17 protein-coding genes are annotated in these 18,053 nt (G+C 69.8%); 9 read left to right on the top strand and 8 right to left on the bottom strand.

The window, feature by feature from the left end; genetic code table 11:
* Positions 1 to 40: 40 nt before the first annotated feature.
* The 4 genes from IG75_RS0132020 to IG75_RS0132005 form a co-directional block, all read right to left on the bottom strand.
* Entirely contained in the window at positions 41 to 1,003 is a 963-nt protein-coding gene (locus IG75_RS0132020; RefSeq protein ID WP_030525206.1) for a phytoene/squalene synthase family protein, read from the bottom strand.
* Complete coding sequence (gene crtI / locus IG75_RS0132015; RefSeq protein ID WP_030525207.1) at positions 1,000 to 2,520, bottom strand: phytoene desaturase family protein; 1,521 nt, start codon at positions 2,518 to 2,520, stop codon at positions 1,000 to 1,002. The genes IG75_RS0132020 and crtI overlap by 4 nt, the downstream gene beginning before the upstream one ends.
* 11 nt (positions 2,521 to 2,531) lie before the next feature.
* A complete protein-coding gene (locus tag IG75_RS0132010; protein WP_081877300.1) occupies positions 2,532 to 3,650 on the bottom strand; it encodes a polyprenyl synthetase family protein in 1,119 nt (372 codons plus the stop codon).
* 77 nt (positions 3,651 to 3,727) lie between these two features.
* Complete coding sequence (locus IG75_RS0132005) at positions 3,728 to 4,603, bottom strand: MerR family transcriptional regulator (RefSeq protein WP_030525209.1); 876 nt, start codon at positions 4,601 to 4,603, stop codon at positions 3,728 to 3,730.
* A 375-nt stretch (positions 4,604 to 4,978) separates the two neighbouring features.
* Here IG75_RS0132005 and IG75_RS0132000 point away from each other — a divergent pair, with 375 nt between their 5' ends.
* From IG75_RS0132000 to IG75_RS0131990, 3 genes are all read left to right on the top strand, one after another.
* On the top strand, positions 4,979 to 6,727 hold the full coding sequence (locus tag IG75_RS0132000) for a DUF3556 domain-containing protein (RefSeq protein ID WP_245713464.1): 1,749 nt from the start codon (positions 4,979 to 4,981) through the stop codon (positions 6,725 to 6,727).
* 270 nt (positions 6,728 to 6,997) lie between these two features.
* Positions 6,998 to 7,483, top strand: a complete 486-nt coding sequence (locus IG75_RS0131995; protein ID WP_244204478.1) for a CinA family protein — start codon at positions 6,998 to 7,000, stop codon at positions 7,481 to 7,483.
* Positions 7,484 to 7,543: 60 nt separating this feature from the next.
* The gene (locus tag IG75_RS0131990; RefSeq protein WP_244204479.1) at positions 7,544 to 7,873 is read left to right on the top strand and encodes a dienelactone hydrolase family protein; all 330 of its coding nucleotides are present in this window, start codon (positions 7,544 to 7,546) and stop codon (positions 7,871 to 7,873) included.
* Between the two features lie 16 nt (positions 7,874 to 7,889).
* On the opposite strand, the gene IG75_RS0131985 is transcribed toward IG75_RS0131990, so the two are convergent.
* Complete coding sequence (locus IG75_RS0131985) at positions 7,890 to 8,462, bottom strand: GNAT family N-acetyltransferase (protein WP_030525213.1); 573 nt, start codon at positions 8,460 to 8,462, stop codon at positions 7,890 to 7,892.
* Positions 8,463 to 8,634: 172 nt separating this feature from the next.
* Between IG75_RS0131985 and IG75_RS0131975 the strand changes: the two genes are divergently transcribed.
* Positions 8,635 to 10,356, top strand: coding sequence for a penicillin-binding transpeptidase domain-containing protein (locus tag IG75_RS0131975; RefSeq protein WP_036515798.1), 1,722 nt, complete (start codon positions 8,635 to 8,637; stop codon positions 10,354 to 10,356).
* A 17-nt stretch (positions 10,357 to 10,373) separates the two neighbouring features.
* Here the strand turns inward: IG75_RS0131975 and IG75_RS0131970 are convergent, their stop codons facing one another.
* Genes IG75_RS0131970 through IG75_RS0131960 form a run of 3 tightly spaced genes read right to left on the bottom strand, consistent with a single transcriptional unit; the run spans position 10,374 to position 12,745 of the window.
* Positions 10,374 to 11,561 carry a pyridoxal phosphate-dependent aminotransferase gene (locus IG75_RS0131970; RefSeq protein WP_030525215.1) on the bottom strand — a complete coding sequence of 396 codons (1,188 nt, stop codon included), beginning with the start codon at positions 11,559 to 11,561 and terminating at the stop codon, positions 10,374 to 10,376.
* A 41-nt stretch (positions 11,562 to 11,602) separates the two neighbouring features.
* The gene (locus IG75_RS0131965; protein ID WP_030525216.1) at positions 11,603 to 12,313 is read right to left on the bottom strand and encodes an HAD family hydrolase; all 711 of its coding nucleotides are present in this window, start codon (positions 12,311 to 12,313) and stop codon (positions 11,603 to 11,605) included.
* 6 nt (positions 12,314 to 12,319) lie between these two features.
* Positions 12,320 to 12,745 carry a DoxX family protein gene (locus IG75_RS0131960; protein ID WP_030525217.1) on the bottom strand — a complete coding sequence of 142 codons (426 nt, stop codon included), beginning with the start codon at positions 12,743 to 12,745 and terminating at the stop codon, positions 12,320 to 12,322.
* A gap of 186 nt (positions 12,746 to 12,931) precedes the next feature.
* On the opposite strand from IG75_RS0131960, the gene IG75_RS0131955 reads away from it, so the two are divergent.
* The 5 genes from IG75_RS0131955 (at position 12,932) to IG75_RS0131935 (ending at position 17,894) form a co-directional block, all read left to right on the top strand.
* The gene (locus IG75_RS0131955; RefSeq protein WP_030525218.1) at positions 12,932 to 13,870 is read left to right on the top strand and encodes an undecaprenyl-diphosphate phosphatase; all 939 of its coding nucleotides are present in this window, start codon (positions 12,932 to 12,934) and stop codon (positions 13,868 to 13,870) included.
* Between the two features lie 364 nt (positions 13,871 to 14,234).
* Positions 14,235 to 16,007, top strand: coding sequence for a hypothetical protein (locus tag IG75_RS0131950; RefSeq protein ID WP_245713471.1), 1,773 nt, complete (start codon positions 14,235 to 14,237; stop codon positions 16,005 to 16,007).
* Positions 16,004 to 16,186: a hypothetical protein gene (locus IG75_RS0131945; RefSeq protein ID WP_030525220.1), complete on the top strand. Its 183-nt coding sequence runs from the start codon at positions 16,004 to 16,006 to the stop codon at positions 16,184 to 16,186. Before IG75_RS0131950 ends, IG75_RS0131945 begins: the two co-directional genes overlap by 4 nt.
* Positions 16,186 to 16,575 carry a hypothetical protein gene (locus IG75_RS0131940; RefSeq protein ID WP_030525221.1) on the top strand — a complete coding sequence of 130 codons (390 nt, stop codon included), beginning with the start codon at positions 16,186 to 16,188 and terminating at the stop codon, positions 16,573 to 16,575. Before IG75_RS0131945 ends, IG75_RS0131940 begins: the two co-directional genes overlap by 1 nt.
* Positions 16,572 to 17,894, top strand: a complete 1,323-nt coding sequence (locus IG75_RS0131935; RefSeq protein ID WP_030525222.1) for a hypothetical protein — start codon at positions 16,572 to 16,574, stop codon at positions 17,892 to 17,894. Before IG75_RS0131940 ends, IG75_RS0131935 begins: the two co-directional genes overlap by 4 nt.
* Positions 17,895 to 18,053: the final 159 nt, after the last annotated feature.

Raw genomic sequence — 18,053 nt, 5'->3', positions numbered from 1 at the left:
GGCACCGGAGCGCGTCGTGCACGTTCGGCTCCCGCGGCGGTCACACCGGCGTCGTGGCCGGAGTGAGAGTGCCGGATCGGCCGTTGCGGCGGGCCCACAGCGCTCGGGCGAGCGCCGAACCGGCGACGTGCGCGCGGCGGGCGCGCCCGACCGTGGCCCGCTCGCTGAATACCGCGAAGTCGTGCTTCTCTATCCGGTCGAGGATCTCGCCGTAGAGGACGGCGGCGGTTGCCACGCAGGGTCGTGAAATCGGGTGCAGCAGGTCGATGCCCGGCATGGCACGGGCATACCACCGGCGGGCGACGGCGTGCTGGGCGGCCAGGGCAGCCCGGACGCGGGTATCGGTGCGCCGGTGATCGCGGCACCATTGCAGCCGGTCGCGGTCGACGCGGAAGGCGGCCAGTTCATCGGCCGGTAGGTACACCCGCCCGCGATCGAGGTCTTCGGCGATATCGCGCAGAAAGTTGGTGAGCTGGAACGCTTTACCGAGCGCGGCGGCATGTGGGGCCGCCTCGGACTGTGGGCAGACGGCGCCCAGGACGGGCAGCACCTGCAACCCGATCACTTCGGCCGATCCGTACACATAGCGGTCCAGGGCCGGACGATCGGGATAGTCGGTGACGGTCAGATCCATCCGCATGGAGTCCAGAAAAGCCTGGAAGAGATTGCTGTCGAGGTTGTATCGCGCCGCGGTGTGACCCACCGCGGCGACCACCGGCTCGCCCCACCCGGGGGTATCGAGACCGCTCGACAGTTGCCGGGTCAGATCGTCCAGGCGTGCCCCGGGCGTTCCGGCGCCGGGATCCGGTAGGTCGACGATATCGTCTGCCCAGCGGGCGAATCCGTAAAGGGCGTGGATCGCGGGGCGTTGCGCGGGGGCGAGCAGGCGGGTGGCGAGGAAGAAGGTGCGGCCGTGCCGGGCATTGAGGTCGCGGCAGTGCCGGTAGGCCCGGCGCAGGCGCGGGTCGGTGATCGCGGCGGCGTCGAGTTCTGCGCTGATCATGAACGGAGACCCCCTGTGTTCATGGGTGCGGCAGTGCGGTCGGTGGCCGGCGCGCCGGTGATGCGGTCGGCGGCCAACCGCCCCGAGATCAGTACCGGTGGTACGCCGACCCCGGGGACGGTCGAACTGCCCGCGAGGACGACGTTGTCCAGGCCGCGGATCATATTGGCCGGCCGCAGGGGGCCGGTCTGGGACAGGGTGTGCGCCAGTGCGAAGGGGCTGCCCGCGAGCATGCCCTGCCGCGCCCAGTCCGCCGGTGTGATCACCTGCAGGATGTCCACGCCGGTCAAGGGAATGGGCAGGCGCTGGTTCACCGTGGCGACGAGTTCGTCCGCGTAGGCGGGTCCGAGCCGATCCCAGTCGATCGGCGCCCGTGCCAGGTTGGGCGCGGGCGCGAGGATCGACAGCAGCTCGCGCCCGGGCGGGGCCAGCAGAGTATCGGTGGCGGTGGGGCGCGTGACGAGCAGTGACGGGTCCCGCATGGGCTGCCCACGGCGGAGGATGTCGTCGAAGGTCTGCCGCCATGCGCGCCCGAACAGCAGCGAATGATGTGCGAGATGTGGGGCGGGATCGCTGCCGAGGTGCACCACTACGGCCGAAGGTGACGCGGTGGGCCGTTGCGGGCGTCGTGAGCGGTGACCGATCAGCCGGTAGGCGTGGTGCAACTCGGTGGTGACGACGACCGCGTCGCAATCGATATCTCGTCCGTCGGCAGTGGTGACGGCCTGGATCCGGGATCCCGAACGCCGGGTTGATTCCGCGGTGATCCCGAAGTGGAAGCGCACCCCGGCCGCGGTCGCGGCGGCGGCCAGGGCGTCGGGTAGCGCGCGCATTCCGCCCAGCGGGAAGAAGACTCCGCCGATGGTGTCCATATAAGCGATCACGGCGTAGGCGGCCAGCGCGCGCTGCGGCGGGACTCCGGCGTAGAGGGACTGGAAGGTGAAGAGTCTGCGCACGTCCGGGTCGCGCAGATGGTCGGCGACCGCCCGGTCCCAGCGGCGCAGCCCGCCGGCCAGGACCAGCCGCCTCGCTGCCGGGGTCACCAGCGATAGCGGTGAATCGACATTGGTGGCGATGAAATGATCGAATTCGGTGCGGTAGAGGTGGGTCAGCCAATCCCGCAATTTCAGGTAGCCGTCCGCCTCACGGACGCCGGCGAATTCGGCGATTGCCCGGGCCATCGGTCCGGGACCGGTGTGCAGGTCGAGGGAGCGGCCATCGGCGAAATGGGCCCGGTAGGCCGGGTCGATGGGCACGAGGCGCAGATGATCGTCGGTGTGCGCGCCGACGGCGGCGAACACCTCGTCGATCAGCTCGGGCATGGTGAGCACGGTCGGCCCCAGATCGAGGCGGTAGTCACCGATATCGGCGCGGGCGGCGCGCCCCCCGGGTACCGGTTCACGCTCGAGGACGGTGACCGCGACCCCGCGACCGGCCAGGTGGATCGCGGCCGATAGTCCGGCCAGCCCCGCGCCGATCACCACGACGTGATCACAGCGGCCTGCGACGCTGCGCATCGTCTCTCCTCTCAGAATTCGCGGACGGTACACCGGGCGGCCATGCCGTCCAGTAGTTGGCGCCGGTCGTCGGCCAGCGGCGCGGCGGCCAGCGCGTGGCGGGCCTCGGTGACCCGGTTGTCGATCATCGCCTCGATGCGCGCCGGAGCGCCGGTGGCCGTGATCAGGGCGCGGACCCGGGCAACCTCGGATATGCCGAGCGTCGGCGCCTGCAGCAGGCTGTACAGTTCGCGATGCAGGCGCGAGCCGGCCATTTCCATTGCCGCCACGATCAGGGTGGACGCCTTGTGCTGGGCGATGTCGTTATCGGGTTTTCCGGTGACTTCCGGAAGGCCGTAGACGCCGAGGATGTCATCGCGTAGCTGGAAGGCTTCGCCGATCGACCGTCCATAGTCGGACAGCGCGACCGTCACGTGCCGGTCGCAGTCCGCCATCGCCGCCCCCAGGACGAGGGGCCATTTCACGGTGTAGTCGCCGGATTTGGCGCGTGCGATCGCCAGCACGCCGTCCAGGGTGGGTGTGCTGCGGATATCGTTGCTCAGATCGGCGAACTGACCCATGGCCAGCTCGATTCGCATGCGGTCGTAATGGGGCCGGACCCGCGCCAACGCGGACTCGTCCATTCCGCTCTCGCGCAGCATCTGCTCGGCCCAGATCAGACATATGTCACCGAGCAGCGTGGCCGCGGATTCGCCGAAGCGGCGCGGGCAACCGGGCAGTCCGTTCCGCTGGTGCCGGTCGGCGAGCCGCCGGTGCGCGGTCGGTTCACCCCGGCGCCGGGCGGACTCGTCCATTACGTCGTCCTGGAGCAGCGCGAACGCGTGCAACAGTTCCAGTGCCGCGCTGGCCCGCAATGCTGTGTCGGCTTCGGTGGCGCCGCACAACCATCCCGCGTACATGAAGGCCGACCGCACGCACTTGCCGCCGCCGACGTATTGCCACAACACATGCTGCACCGCCGGCCGTACGGCCGACTCGACGGATCTCTGCTGCACGAACTCGGCCAGCTCGGCCAGCACCCGAGCGCGGACCGTCTGCTGCCACTCGGCAGTCGTCTGCTGGGGTAGCCCGGCCGTACCGTGGGTCCTGGTGGGCTCTGTGCGCCGGGATCCCACGATCTGTGTGTCCATCACAGCTCCTCGACTCCATTGCATGGTGCGGGTCACATCCCATCGTAGACCCTTTTCGATGCGTAAACGATGCGTGTTCAAATAATGTGCACCGACCGGACGATGTCGCCGAGCGCGTCCTCGAGCGAGTCGACCCGGCGGGCACCGGGGAATGCGGCGGTCCCCGGCCATCCGGGCCCGGCCAAGAGCAGGCGGGCAGGTGTCCGGCACCCCGGCGGGATCGGGGCCGGTGCCGCCGTCCGCTCCGTCTGCGACCACAGCGCCACCACCGGCTCGCGCGGCTGCCGGGCGATCGCTGCGGCCAGTGCCTCGGCGGGGAGCGCGGCGCCGAGCAGCAGGGCCGGTATGCCGGCTTCGGTCAGGGCGGCCCGTAGTACTTCCAGCGGGAGGACATGGTTCTCGCCGGCGGTGCAGGCCAGCAGTACCGGGGCACGCCCGGCCGTGTACCGGATGGGCGGCACCGCCCGATGCAGTGCGGTGGTGACGGCCCAGGACAGGACATGTTCCACCTCGACCAACCCCGATTCGCCGGTCTGCCGGTCGACGATGTCGGCGAATACCGGGCGGCACAACCGGTTCCAGGTGCTCACCACGCCGAAATGCGCGAGATGGGCGGTGCAGATCGCCAGGAGTTCCGCGGCGTCGAGCCGGTCGGCGGCCGCCAGGGCGGGTCCCATATCGCCGAACGTGGGCGCCGGCTCGGCCGCTGAGCGCGCGGCCTTCGCGGCGGCGACGGGGGCGACGCCGGCGCGGACGAGATCGACCATGCGGCCCAGCACCGCCACGTCGCTCGGCGTGTAGTACCGGTGCTCACCCGGGTTGCGGCGGGGAGGTCCCAGACCGTAGCGCTGGTTCCAGCTGCGCAGGGTCGCCACCGGAATGTCCAGGGCCTGGGCCACCGTACCGACGGTGAACCCGATCGCCGAATCATCTGTCGGGTCGGTCTCGCGCACGGCCGCATACACCTTTCCCGCGCCGGACAGCTGGCTGTGCCTCCTCTCGGGTGCCTGTGAGTCTTCACGCTACTCGTCTAATGATGCGAAATCGATTCACCTGGCAATGGCAGGCCGCCGCACGATCCGATCGTCGGCAACCGAGCCGGGCCCGCCCGCGAATCGCCTGTCGTGAGCCCGCCGATTTTCACTCGGTGGGGGCAGCGGAGGTGCGATGATCTCGGTCGTCGGCCGGTTCGTCACGAGGGTGACTCCCGTCCGTCACGGCGTCCGGGGACGGTGGTCTCCGCGCGACGAGAGAGCATCCGAGGAAACGCGCATCCGCTACCGGAGGTGTTCTCTGCACTGATCGAACGGCGTAGGAACGAGAGCGTAGTGGGCGGAACAGATCGGTTGTTCGGCATCCTCCGGCCGAGCCTGCCGGTGGTCGATTTCGACGAATGGAGCAGGGGTACCCGGGCGGAGAAACTCCGGCCGATGGCGCGGCACTGGGCCGAGGTCGGTTTCGGTACACCGGTGCCGCTGCACCTGCTCTACGTCGTCAAAATCGGCCTCTACCTGCTCGGCGGGTGGTTGTTCGCCCTGACGACCGAAGGTATCGACGGGTTCACCGCGGTCGGTACCTGGTGGTCGGAGCCGATCGTCTTCCAGAAGGTCGTGCTGTTCACCATGTTGTTCGAGGTGGTCGGGCTGGGTTGCGGGTTCGGTCCGCTGAACAACCGGTTCTTCCCGCCCATGGGATCGATCCTGTATTGGTTGCGTCCGGGGACCATCCGGCTGCCACCCTGGCCGGATCGGGTGCCGGGTACCCGGGGCACCCGCCGCACGCTGTTCGAAGTGGTGTTGTACGCGGCGCTGTTGATCATGCTGCTGGTGGCGCTGGTGTCGAACGGGACCGGACCCGACGCGGCGCTCGGGACGAGCGTGGGTGTCCTGCCGGTCTGGCAGATCGCGGCGATACTCGGTGTGCTCGCCGTGCTGGGACTACGCGACAAGACCATCTTCCTGGCGGCGCGGGGTGAGGTGTACGCGGCGCTTGCGGTCACGTTCCTCTTCGGCGGCGCGGACCTGATCGTCGGCGCCAAGATCGTTTTCGTCGTCATCTGGATCGGCGCGGCGGTCTCGAAGCTGAACAAGCATTTCCCGTTCGTGGTGTCGACCATGATGTCGAACAGTCCGGTGGTGCGGCCCCGGGCCCTCAAACGGCTGTTCTTCGAACGTTTTCCCGACGATCTGCGGCCGGGACGGTTGTCGCGGTGGTTCGCCCACGGCGGTACCGCGGTCGAAATGGGTGCGCCGCTGGTGCTTTTCTTCGCGCACGGCGGCTGGCCCACGGCCGTCGCCGCCACTGCGCTGATCGGCTTCCACCTGGTGATCCTCACCGCGATACCGATGGGCGTCCCCTTGGAGTGGAACGTCTTCATGATATTCGGTGTGCTGACCCTGTTCGTCGCACACGCCGAGGTGGGCCTCTCCGCGGTCGGCAACCCGGTGCCGTTGGTGCTGCTGCTGATCGTTCTCGCCGGAGTGGTCACCCTGGGGAACCTGTTCCCGCGCAAGGTGTCGTTCCTGCCCGGGATGCGCTATTACGCGGGCAACTGGGATACCACGCTCTGGTGTATCCGGCCCTCGGCCGACGCGAAGATCCGGGCGGGCATCGTCGCCGTCGCGACCATGCCCGCCGCGCAGTTGCAACGGTTCTACGGCAGCCCGGAGGCCGCGCAGATCCCGCTGTATCTCGGCTACGCCTTCCGGGCCTTCAACACCCACGGCAAGGCGCTGTTCACGCTCGCCCATCGCGCGATGGCCGGTCACGACGAGGCCGACTACGTCCTGACCGACGGGGAGCGCATCTGCTCCACCGCGCTCGGCTGGAACTTCGGCGACGGTCATCTGCACAGCGAGCAACTGATCGCCGCCCTGCAGCAGCGCTGCGGGTTCGAGCCGGGGGAAGTCCGGGTGGTGCTGCTGGACGCGCAGCCGATCCATCGGCAGACCCAGCGTTACCGGCTCGTGGACGCCGCGACCGGAGAATTCGAGAGCGGTTCGGTGCGGGTCGCCGATATGGTCGTGCGCCAGCCGTGGGACGACGATGTCCCGGTGTACCCGGATCGCCGGCCCTGACGGGGGTTGTGTTGCCTCGGGGCGGGTCGGCGAAGTCGCGCGCGGTGGTGGTGGTGGCCCGCCCGGCGGATTCGCCGTCGGCTGCCCGCGTACCCGCGTGTCTAAACTGTCCTGCGTATTGCAGCACGGAATGGTCGGTTCCCGGACCTGGGCCGCACGGCAGCGCATCGCGGTGGGCGGCGCGTGGACTGTTCGCGGTGTCACCGGCGGGGTACGGCATGCGGAAGTGGGGTACTGATGTCGACGGAATCCGAATCCGAAGGAGTACTTGTGCCGGCTGTACTGGGGCGAGCCCATGACCGCGCCGAGGAGTTGGCTGCCATCGCCGAGCGTACGGGTCTCCAGGTGGCGGTGGCGGAATCGCTGACCTCCGGCCAGCTCGCGGCGGCGCTGGGCGCGGCGAGCAATTCGGGGGAGTGGTTCCGCGGCGCGGTGGTGGCCTACAGCCGGGAGGTGAAGCACCGGGTGCTCGGCGTACCGGAGGGGCCGGTGGTCTCCGAGCCGTCGGCCCGGGCGATGGCCGAAGGGGTGCGAACGCTGTTCGACGCGACACTGTCCGTCGGAGTGACCGGTGCCGGTGGCCCCGACCCGCAGGACGGGCAGGAGCCGGGGTCGGTGTGGTTCGCTGTCGCGGTCGAGGGTCGGGTCACCGCCTCGTTCCGGCTGTTCGAGGGCGAACCCGCCGAAATCCTGGACCAGGTGGTCGATCACGCGGTCGAGCTGCTGCTCGGCACGGCGAAGGAACTGCGGGCCTGATTCGTTGCCGCGCGAGGGCGCCGCGCTGCTCGCCGGAAAATGTTGGGTAGGGTCACGATCGTGCCGACAGTCGAGATCGAAATGCCCGGTGGATCCGCCGAAGCCGGCGGAATAGTCATCGACGAACCGGACAGCCCGCATCTCGAGGTCGCCGGCATCCGGGCGGCGGTACTGGCCGGACACGCCGACAACGACGGCTCGAACACTCCCGAACAGATCGCCGTGTTCGACACGGCGCTGCGAGACGCCGGCCTCGACCACCGCACTGCCGTATACCCGGACGCGGTACACGGCTACACCATGGCCGATACCGCGGCCTACCAGGAGGCGGGCGCGGAACGGCACTTTCGCGAACTGCGCGAACTGTTCGCCCGCACGCTGACGCGGTAACCGGGCCGGTCGCGGATCAACCGCCCGTAACGAACACCAGCCCGTGCCCGGTTTCGGCCGGTGCGCTCACTTCGCGCACCTCGGTCCGGTCCAGCCGGTAGCCCAGGCGGCGGGGTACGGCGGCGCTGCGCTCGTTGGCGGCGTCGCAGCGGATCTGTACCTGCTCGATACCGGGCAGCCGCAGTGCGGCATCGGTGAGCGCGGCGACCGCGCGGGTGATGATCCCCCGGCCGGTATACGCGATATGGCACCAGTAGCCGATCTCCAGGGCCGCGGGTCCCACTCGATCGTGCAGTCCTACCGCGCCGAGCAGAGTGCCTTCGGTATCGAAGATGCCGTAGCCGAAATCGCCGTCGGCCGACGGCCATCCGGTGGCGGCGATATCGTTGAAGACTCGCTGTTCCTCCAGGGTGCGCGGCGTGGGCAGCCACGGCATCCAGGGATGGAGATGGTCGAACGAGGCGTTGATCGCCTCGCACTGGGCTGTCAGATCTCCGGTTTCCCAGCGCCGTACCACGAGGTCACCGAGGTCGATCCGCTGCGGTGGAACGATTCCGGGGGCCAGTGCGGGCGGGTCGGCGGTACTCACCTCGCCATCATCTCGGCACCGGTGCGTAGCGGGCAACCGGTTTGCCCGGGCACGGTCGTGGTCGGGTCCGGCGATGCGATCCGCAACACCGGAAGGTGGACCATCCGCGTCCGCCGCGCGTCCGGTCGATACAGTCGAAACGGTGCGCATCGATCGGAAACTCGTCGTCCTCATGGCCGCCCTGGGTCTGGCGCTGGCCGGTTGCTCCTCCGCGCCGCCCGAGCCGGACACCGTCGCCGAACGTTTCACCGAGGCGCTGAACAGCGACGATCTCGCTGTGGCCGCGGCGCTCACCGATGATCCGGCGCAGGCCGGTGAAACGCTCGGCTCCCTCTACGACGGATTGGGCAAGGAGGCGACCTTCGCGGTCGCCGGGGTGCACGAGGACACCTTCACCCTCGAAGCGACCTGGAAACTCGGGGCCGACGGCGGCAAAGAATGGAAGTACACGACCACCGGGACCGCCGGCGAGACCGACGACGGCTGGAAGGTGCACTGGAACCCGGCCACCGTCGCGCCGGGGCTCGATACCGGGCCGCTGAGCTACGCACCGGTGTACCCGCAGCCCGCCCGGGTCCTGGACGCCGGGGGCGGTGAGCTCATGACCGAGCAGGTGGTGACGCTCGTCCAGTTGTCGCCGGGCGCCGATACCGCCGCCGCGGCGGCCCTGCTCGCTCCGCTCGCCCCTGGGATCACGCCGGCCTCCCTGGATGCCGAACTGGCTGCCGCGCAGGGCAAACCGGTGACGGCGATAAGCCTCCGCGAAGCCGATATCGCACCGGTGCGGGACGCGTTGACCGCTGTCCGCGGGGTGACTCTCGCCCCGCAGACGCGGCTGCTGACCACCGACAAGGCGATATCGGCCCCGACCTTGTCGGGGCTGAGCGAACTCTGGCAGCAGCAGGCCGACGACGCCGCCGGCTGGGCGGTGCGCGCGCAGACCGCGGACGGCACGGTGCGTATCGCCGGCGCGGATCCGCGACCCACCGCCGATATCCGGTCCACTATCGATATCGGGCTGCAACGGGCGGCGGAAACCGCGCTGGACCCGATCGGCACCCCCGCGGCGATCGTCGCGGTACGACCCTCGACCGGCGAGATCCTGGCGGTCGGGCAGAATGCCGCCGCCGACGGCGCGGGGGCGATAGCGCTCACCGGTCTGTATCCGCCGGGCTCGACCTTCAAGACGGTCACCGCCGCCGCGGTGCTGGACGCGGGACGCGCCACCCCCGACACCGTGCTGCCCTGTCCCGGCGTCGCCGATATCGAGGGTCGCCGCATACCCAACGACGACAGTTTCGACCTGGGACAGGTCCCGCTGCATACCGCGTTCGCGCACTCCTGCAACACCACCATGGCCGGGCTCGCCGTCACGCTGCCTCCGGACGCGCTGCGGACCGCCGCCGAGCGGCTCGGTCTCGGGGTGGACTACGTGACGCCCGGGCTGACCACGGTGACCGGCAGCGTTCCGGTCGCGCAGAGTCCGGCGGAGCGGGTGGAGGCCAGTATCGGCCAGGGCCAGGTGACGGCCTCACCGTTCGGTATGGCGCTGGTCGCCGCGTCCGTCGCACACGGGAGCGCGCCCGCTCCGGTACTGGTGACCGGTTCGCCGGGCGTACCGGACCGGACCCCGCAGCCGCTGCCCGCCGCGGTGACCGGCGATCTGAAAACCATGATGCGGGAAACCGTCACCGCGGGCACCGCCACCCGGCTGACCGATATACCGAATCTGCTGGGGAAGACCGGCACCGCGGAATACGGTGACAACAGCAGCGCGCACGGCTGGTTCATCGGAATCCAGGACGATCTGGCCTTCGCGGTGTTCGTCGCCGATGCGGGTAGTTCCGGTCCTGCTGTCGACGCGGCGGGCCGGATGCTGCGGGCGCCGCGCTGATCACGGGGGTGCGCCGGCTATCCGGGGGGCCGGCGGGCACTCGCCTTTCGTAGCCGCCGGACGCCCTCGTCCAAGGTCTCGGGACGCTTACAGAAGGTGAAGCGGACGAGATGCCGCCAGGCGGCCGGATCGTCGGTGAAAACACTGACCGGCACCGCGGCGACCCCGAGTCGTGCGGGCAGGTCCCGGCAGAACCGGATTCCGTCGTCCTCGCCCGTGGGGCGGATATCGGCGCAGACGAAGTAGCTTCCCGCGCTCGGATGTACCCGGAAACCCGTCTCGGTCAGCGCCGCGGACAGGCGCAGCCGCTGCTCCGAGAGTCTGGTGCGCAACCGGGCCACCCACTCGAGTTCATGGGTGAGCGCGTGCGCGACGGCGGGCTGGAACGGTCCGCCGCCCACGAAGGTGAGGAATTGTTTGGCGGCGAGCACCGCGTCGATCAGCGGAGCCGCCCCGCAGATCCAGCCGATCTTCCAGCCGGTGACGCTGAACGTTTTCGCCGCGCTCGACACCACCAGTGTCCGTTCGGCCATCCCGGGGAAGGCGGCGATGCTCAAATGTTCGGCGTCGCCGTACACCAGGTGCTCGTACACCTCGTCGGTCAGCACCAGCAGATCGTGTGCGCAGGCGAGCTCGGCGAGGGCGGCCAGATCGGCGCGGTCGAGAACCGTGCCGGTGGGATTGTGCGGTGAGTTCAGGATCAGCATGCGCGTGGCCGGGGTGATCGCGGCGCGCAGACTGTCGTGGTCCAGGACGAAACGGTCTCCGTCGGGGACCAGCCGGGCGGTGCGCCGGTGCGCGCCGGCCAGGGCCACCGCCGCGGGATAGGAGTCGTAGTAGGGCTCGATCAAAACCACTTCGGCGCCGGGCTCGACCAGGCCGAGGACCGCTGCGCTGATCGCCTCGGTGGCGCCGACCGTCACCAGCACCTCGGTGTCCGGGTCGTAGTGCGTCCCGTAGCGGCGGGCACGGTCCGCGGCGATCGCGCGGCGCAGCACCGGCATACCGCGGCCGGGCGGATACTGGTTGAGTCCGGCGGCGATCGCGTCGCGGGCGGCCTCGAGCATGCCCGCGGGCCCGTCGCTGTCCGGGAAGCCCTGCCCCAGGTTGATCGCCTCGTGCCGGACCGCGAGTTCGGTCATCTCGGCGAAGATGGTGGCGGCGAAGGGCCGCAGCCGGTCGACGGTGGGAACTCGGTCACGCATGGCACGAGCCTAGACGGCCCGCCCTGCCGGGACGGGCCCGCTCACATCCCGCCGCGGGGCCGGTCGCCCACCGATCCGCCCAGTTCGGCGAGCGGGCTGCGATCGAACTCGGCCAGCAGTTCGGCGGGATCGTCGTAGACCGCGACCGCGCCCGCCTCGTGCAGTTCCGCGGCGCTGATCCCGCCGGATCGGAATCCGATGAAGTCTACTCCCGCCCGCCGGGCCGCTTCGGCGTCCCATACCGTGTCACCGACGAAGAGCGCCGACCCGGCCCCGGTACCGGCCCGGTCGAGCGCGGTGCGCACGATATCGGGGCGCGGTTTCGCGGTATCGACGTCCTCGCTGGAGGTCTGTGCCGATACCACCTCCGCCGCGCCGAGGACCTCGCGCAGTAGCGAGAGTTCGTCCTCCGGCGCGGAGGTCGCCAGCACCACGGTGAGCCCGGCCGCCGCGACCCGCTCGAGGAGCTCGCGTGCCCCGCCGACCGGGCGCATCAGCGCACCGGAATCCAGGTAGTAGCGCAGATGCAGGTCCTTCGCCCGGTCGCGGGTGTCGTCGTCGGCGTCGGGCAGCAGGGTGCTCACCAGCAGTGAGCCGTCCATTCCGATACTCCGGTGCACCCGCCAGGCATCCACCTCGGCGCCGACTTCCCGGAACGCCCGGGTCCAGGCGTAGACGTGCAGATAGTTCGAATCGACCAGGGTTCCGTCGATGTCGAACAGCACCGCGCCCGCGGAATCTGTTTCGGGCACGGGCGCTCAGCTCCCGGCGTCGCGGGGAACACCGGTGGACCACAGCGCCCACAGGACCAGGACCGGCTGGAACAGCAGGCGTACGAAGCGTTTTACGTCGGTGTCCAGCCGGAAGGCCGATCGGTGGTCCCGCCACTGGGCGATATTGCCGGGGAACACCGCGACGAAGAACAGCGCGGCGATCCGCCCCATCCGGACCCGATCCCGGGTCATCACCGCCAATCCCGCGCCGAGCATGATCTCCACACCGCCGGAGGCCATCACGACACCGTCCTTGTCCAGCGGGACCCAATCGGGCACCTGGGCCTGGAACTCCTTCCGGGCCCAGAACAGATGACTCAGACCCGCGAACACCAGCGCCGCCGACAAGAGATAGCGGGCGGTCGTACGAGCCGGTGTGGTGGGCGCACTCTCCGATTCGTGACTGGCCATGCACCGCAGCCTACCCGCGGCAGCGGTGGCGGTGGCGCTGTGAACGACCGTGTCCCGGCGCCCGCCGGCTCCCCCCGCTACGCCTCGGGCCATCGGTCGCCGGGCGCGAAACGTGTTGCGAAAGTGCGATTCCGGACGTTTCGGTCGCCCGCGAGACCCGGTCGGGACCGTGTAAGAATCGTCGCGATGCTCACCTACGTTCAAGCCACGGTCATCGGTGTGGTGCAGGGTGTCACCGAACTGTTCCCGGTGTCGAGCCTGGGCCACTCGGTGCTGTTCGCCGCCTGGCTCGGGGGCGATTGGCGGACCCTGATCGGCGCGGACGAGTCCGAAGCGGAAACGCCGTACCTGGCCTTCGTGGTCGCATTGCATGTGGCGACCGCGGTCGCGTTGCTCTGCCACTACCGGCGGGACTGGTACGCCATCGTCGCCGGTTTCCTCACCACGCTGCGGACGCGGCGAGCCGCCACGGTGGCGCAACGGCTGGCGTGGCTGATCGTGATCGCTTCTGTTCCGGTGGCGGTCCTGGGCCCGCTGCTGGTGCACCCGTTGCACGCCTTGTTCGCCGCGCCGGTCTGCGCCGGTTTCTTCCTGACCCTCAACGGCATCGTGTTGCTGCTCGGCGAGGGGCTGCGGCGGCGTAACGAGCCCACGCTGGCGGAGTACGGCCGGCGTTTCGCGCTCCAGGGGTCGGGACGGCGGCGATCGGCCGGTAAGGAGAACGCGCGCCGTCATGCCGACCGGCGGCTCGCCGCCCTCGATATGCGTGACGCCCTCGGTATCGGTGTCGCGCAGCTCGGTGCCCTGCTGACCGGTTTCAGCCGGGCGGGCCTGACCATGGTGGGCGGGCTGTGGCGCGGCCTGGAACACGCGCACGCCGCCAAATTCGCATTCCTGCTCGCCACCCCGGCGATCCTGGGCGCGGGCCTGGTGGAGCTTCCCGAACTTCTGGGACCGGAAGCCGAGGGTATCCATGGGCCGATACTGGTGGGTGCGCTGGTCTCGGGCGGTTCGTCCTGGTTCGCCGTCCGGTTCCTGGAGCGATACTTCCAGACCCGCACCCTGCTGCCCTTCGCGGTGTACTCGCTGATCGCCGGTCTCGCTTCGGTCATCAGGTTCTGCTGACCGCGCGCCCATCGCGATCCGATCGGTACTTCCGGACACGGTTTTCACCGGCACTCCCGGCGTACGCTCGCAGCAGCCGGGGCGGCTCTCGACCATCGGGTTTCCGTCGGCCGCCGTCCGGGCCCGCGGCCCGGTGGGGTGTGGGCCCGCTGTGGTCGGTCACGGACGGAATCGGCGTGTCGCAGTGACATCGTGACACGTCCGGTAACCCTCCCTCTCCGGTAAAAATTCATGCTACTTTTCGTCACACATATTCCAGTCAGGGTGTGGAGGTTCGGTGCCGGACGGTACGTACGAGTTGTTCGGGTGGTCGGCGGCGCCCGCCGGCGAAGGTGGTGGCGCGGCGCTGGACCAGGTCGCGATCATGACCGGGGCGGCCGGGGTGATCGCACTGGCGCTGCTGTGGGTCGGATACCTCCACCGGAACCGCCGCATCACCTGGCTACAACGGCTCGCCGATCGCCTGGGCCGGGCATTCAACCGGCCCGGCTGGGTGGCGCTGCCGCTGGCGATGTTCCTCGCGACCATCCTGACCGCGCTGCTGGGTTTCATCTGGGATGTGAGCCTGCACATCGGTAACGGCCGCGACGAGGGACCGCTGGCCAATCCGGCGCACTATTTCATCCTCGCCGGACTGTTCTTCCTCTTCACGGCCGGGATGGCGGCCATTGTGCTGCCCCTGGACCAGAAACCCGGTCCGGCGGCGGTGCGGATCACCCGGACGTGGTACGCGCCCGTCGGAGGAATCCTGCTGGCCGGGGCCGGCCTCTACGCCCTGATCGGCTTCCCGCTCGACGATGTGTGGCACCGCATCTTCGGCCAGGACGTCACCCTGTGGGGTCCGACGCATCTGATGCTCATCGGTGGCGCCGGGTTCTCGCTGATCGGGGTACTGCTGCTCGAGTACGAGGGCAGGCACAACCGGCCGGAACCGGGCGAGCGGGAGACACGCCGGATGTGGCTGCTGCGTGCCTTCGCGTTCGGGGGCCTGCTCATCGGGCTGTCGGTGTTCCAGGTCGAATACGACTTCGGCGTGGAACAGTTCCGGCTGGTGCTACAGCCGATGCTGATCGTCGCGGCAGCGACGATCGCCCTGGTCGCCGCGCGGCCGGTCCTCGGTCCGGGCGGCACGCTGGTCGTGGTCGGTTTCGCCGCGGCGGTGCGGGCCGTTGTCGCCGTACTGGTGGGCGGTCCGATCATCGATGCGCCGCGTAACGTGTTCCCGCTGTATCTCGGCGTGGCGGTGGTGGTGGAACTGCTGGCCCTGCTGCCGTTGGTCCGGCGCCGGATCGTCTGGGGCGCGGTCTGCGGTCTGGTGGCGGCCACCCTCGGACTCTGGCTCGAATCCCTGTGGGTCGGTGCCATGTTCGTGAATCCGTGGCCGGCGGCGATGTGGCCCGAACTGCTGGCCATGGCGGTGCCCACCGGGATCGCGGGCGGTGTCGTCGGGGCCATGCTGGCCATCGTGCTGCTGGGGGAGCCGCTGCCGCGGCCCGCGGTCCGCCGGACACTCGTGGTGGCGGCGGTGGCGGTGGTGGCCGCGGCCACCACCAACGGCCTGATGATCGAGGTGCCGGAGAGGGCCCGGGCGGCGGTGGAACTGCGGGACGCCCCTGAACAGGGCGGACGGATGGTGTACGCCGATATCCGGATCACGCCGGCGGATCTGGTCGGCACCGACCCCGAATGGGTCGAGATCCTGTCCTGGCAGGGCGGTGTGGGCAGCGACAGCCCCGGCCGGGGGCTGGTGGTCGACCAGCTCCGGCGCGCGGGCGCGGGACACTACGTCTCGACGAAACCCGTACCGGTACACGGCTCGTGGAAAACGCTGCTGCGGGTCCAGGACGGCCGGACGCTGACCGCGCTACCGATCTTCATGGCCGCCGACCCCGGTATCGGCGCCGCGGAGATCCCGGCGCTCGACTCGTTCACCCGGCCTTTCGTCTCCGAGATCACGGTGCTGCAGCGGGAGCGTTCGTTCGACCATCCGGCGTGGTTGTTCGCGGTGGCCTCGCTGGTCGTGCTGGGGTGCAGCCTGGCGCTGGTCGCCGCACTGTCCTGGGGCGCGGCCCGGATCAACGATCGGTACCTGCGCGAGTCACCCACCGGGCAGAAGGAACGGGCGCCCGCGCGATGACCGATCGATACGACGGCGTGGATCTGCTCGCCGACCATTCGATCCTGCTCGCGGTTCCCGCCTTTCTCCCCGCGTTCCTCATCGCCGCGGTCGTCATCGTCGTCGCTGTGCGCGACCGCAGGCGCGGGGACGACGACGAAGACCCGCCCGCCGACCCCGATCTCGACAAGGAGGACTGATGCCGTCCGTCTCCCGCCGGTGCGTTGCGGTGCTGGCCGCCGGGCTGCTCGCCGCCGGCTGCGCGCGCAGCGAACCGCAACAACCCACCGCGAGCAGTGCGAGTGCGGCACCGAGCGCCGCGGCCGTGGTCGTCCCGGTGCGTATCGCCGACGGCACGGTGACCCCGGCCGACGCCAGGCTCGAGGCCCGGGTGGGCCAGCCGATCGAGATCGTCGTCGACAGTGACGCCGCCGACGAACTGCATGTGCACGCCGAGCCCGATCACACCTTCGCCATCACACCCGGAACGGGCGAGCGTTTCCGGTTCACCGTCGAGATCCCGGGGCGGGTGGAGATCGAACTGCATCACGCCGGTCGTACGGTGGCCACCCTGCTCGTTCGCGAATGACCCTGTTCGCCCACGGCCTGGGCGGCGCCGCGGATCTGCCGATTCCGCTGACCTACGCGCTGATCGGCGCGGCCTGGGCACTCACTTTCTCGTTCGCGGTAATCGCCTTCGCCTGGCGGGAACCGCGGCTGGACCCGGATTCGCCCGGTATCGGTGTGCCGGCGGTCGTGCGGTCGGTCGTGGACGCGCCGGTGGTGCGCGCGGGGATCGCGGCGATGAGCGTGGTGGCCTTCGGCACGGTACTGGCGATCGGCGTGTTCGGCCCGGCCGATACGGCCCGTAACCCGGTCCCGGGTGTCCTCTACATCTTCCTGTGGGTCGGGGTGGCCGTCGCCTCGCTCCTGGCCGGGCCGGTGTGGAAGGTGCTGTCCCCGGCGCGGGCGGTGTATCGCGGGTACTGCGCGCTCACACGCCGCCCACCCGAGACCGGCCTGCTGCGGTACCCCGAGGCGTGGGGGAGGTGGCCGGCGGCGCTGGGGTTGTTCACCTTCGTCTGGCTGGAACTCGCCGCGCCGAATCCGGGCTCGGTCACCGGGGTGACCCTGTGGCTCACCGGGTACCTGGTTGTCACCGTGGCCGGGCTGGTCGTGTTCGGTACCGCATGGGCCGAACGGGCGGACCCGCTCGAGGTGTACAGCAGTCTGCTCGGGCGGTTGAGCCCGCTCGGCCGGGGCGAGGCGGGCGCCCTCGTCCTGCGTACGCCGTCGGCGAATCTCGCGGGGACACCGGTGGGGGCGGGATCGGTGGCGGTGGCGGCGACCCTGCTGGGTTCCACGGCATTCGACAGTTTTTCGTTGTTCCCGTGGTGGCGAGCACTGGTATCCGACGCGGGGCTCGCGCCCACGCTGGTGTCCACTCTGGGGTTGCTGGTGTTCATCGGCGTGGTCGGGGTGAGTTTCCGGTTCGCCGCGGCGGCCACCGGCGGTCTCTCCCGTGCCGACCGCCGGATGTTGCCACGAAAACTCGCCTATACGCTGACACCGATCATCGCCGGGTACGTGATCGCCCACTACCTGAGCTTCCTGGTCGAGAAGGGCCAGGCGACGGTGATTTTGTTCGCGGACCCTTTCGGGGCCGGCTGGAACCTGTTCGGATTGGCCGATCGCGAGGTCGCGTATGTGCTGTCCGCGCAACCGGCGGTGCTGGGCACACTCAAGGTGCTCGCGGTGGTGACGGGGCATATTGTCGGTGTCGCCGCCGCACACGATCGCTGCCTGCAGCTGCTGCCGCGGGCGCATCGCCTCACCGGGCAGCTCGCGCTCATGCTGCTCATGGTCGGGTTCACCTTCACCGGGCTCTACCTTCTCTTCGATGCCTAGATGTCCCGCGGCGGTTCCGAGAAATCCTCGCGCACAGCGATGACTTCCGGGGCGGTGCGTCGTCGTATCGGTTGAACGCGCCACCGACCCGGCGCGACCGACCCGAAGGACCGGAAATGACCACCACCAGCCCCACCGCCCACCTTTCCGCCGACGTCG

It is taken from the genome of Nocardia rhamnosiphila NBRC 108938 (assembly GCF_000720425.1).
GTDB lineage: Bacteria > Actinomycetota > Actinomycetes > Mycobacteriales > Mycobacteriaceae > Nocardia > Nocardia rhamnosiphila.
The sequence above is the reverse complement of the archived record's forward strand: the minus strand, read 5'-3'. Positions and strand labels throughout refer to the sequence as shown.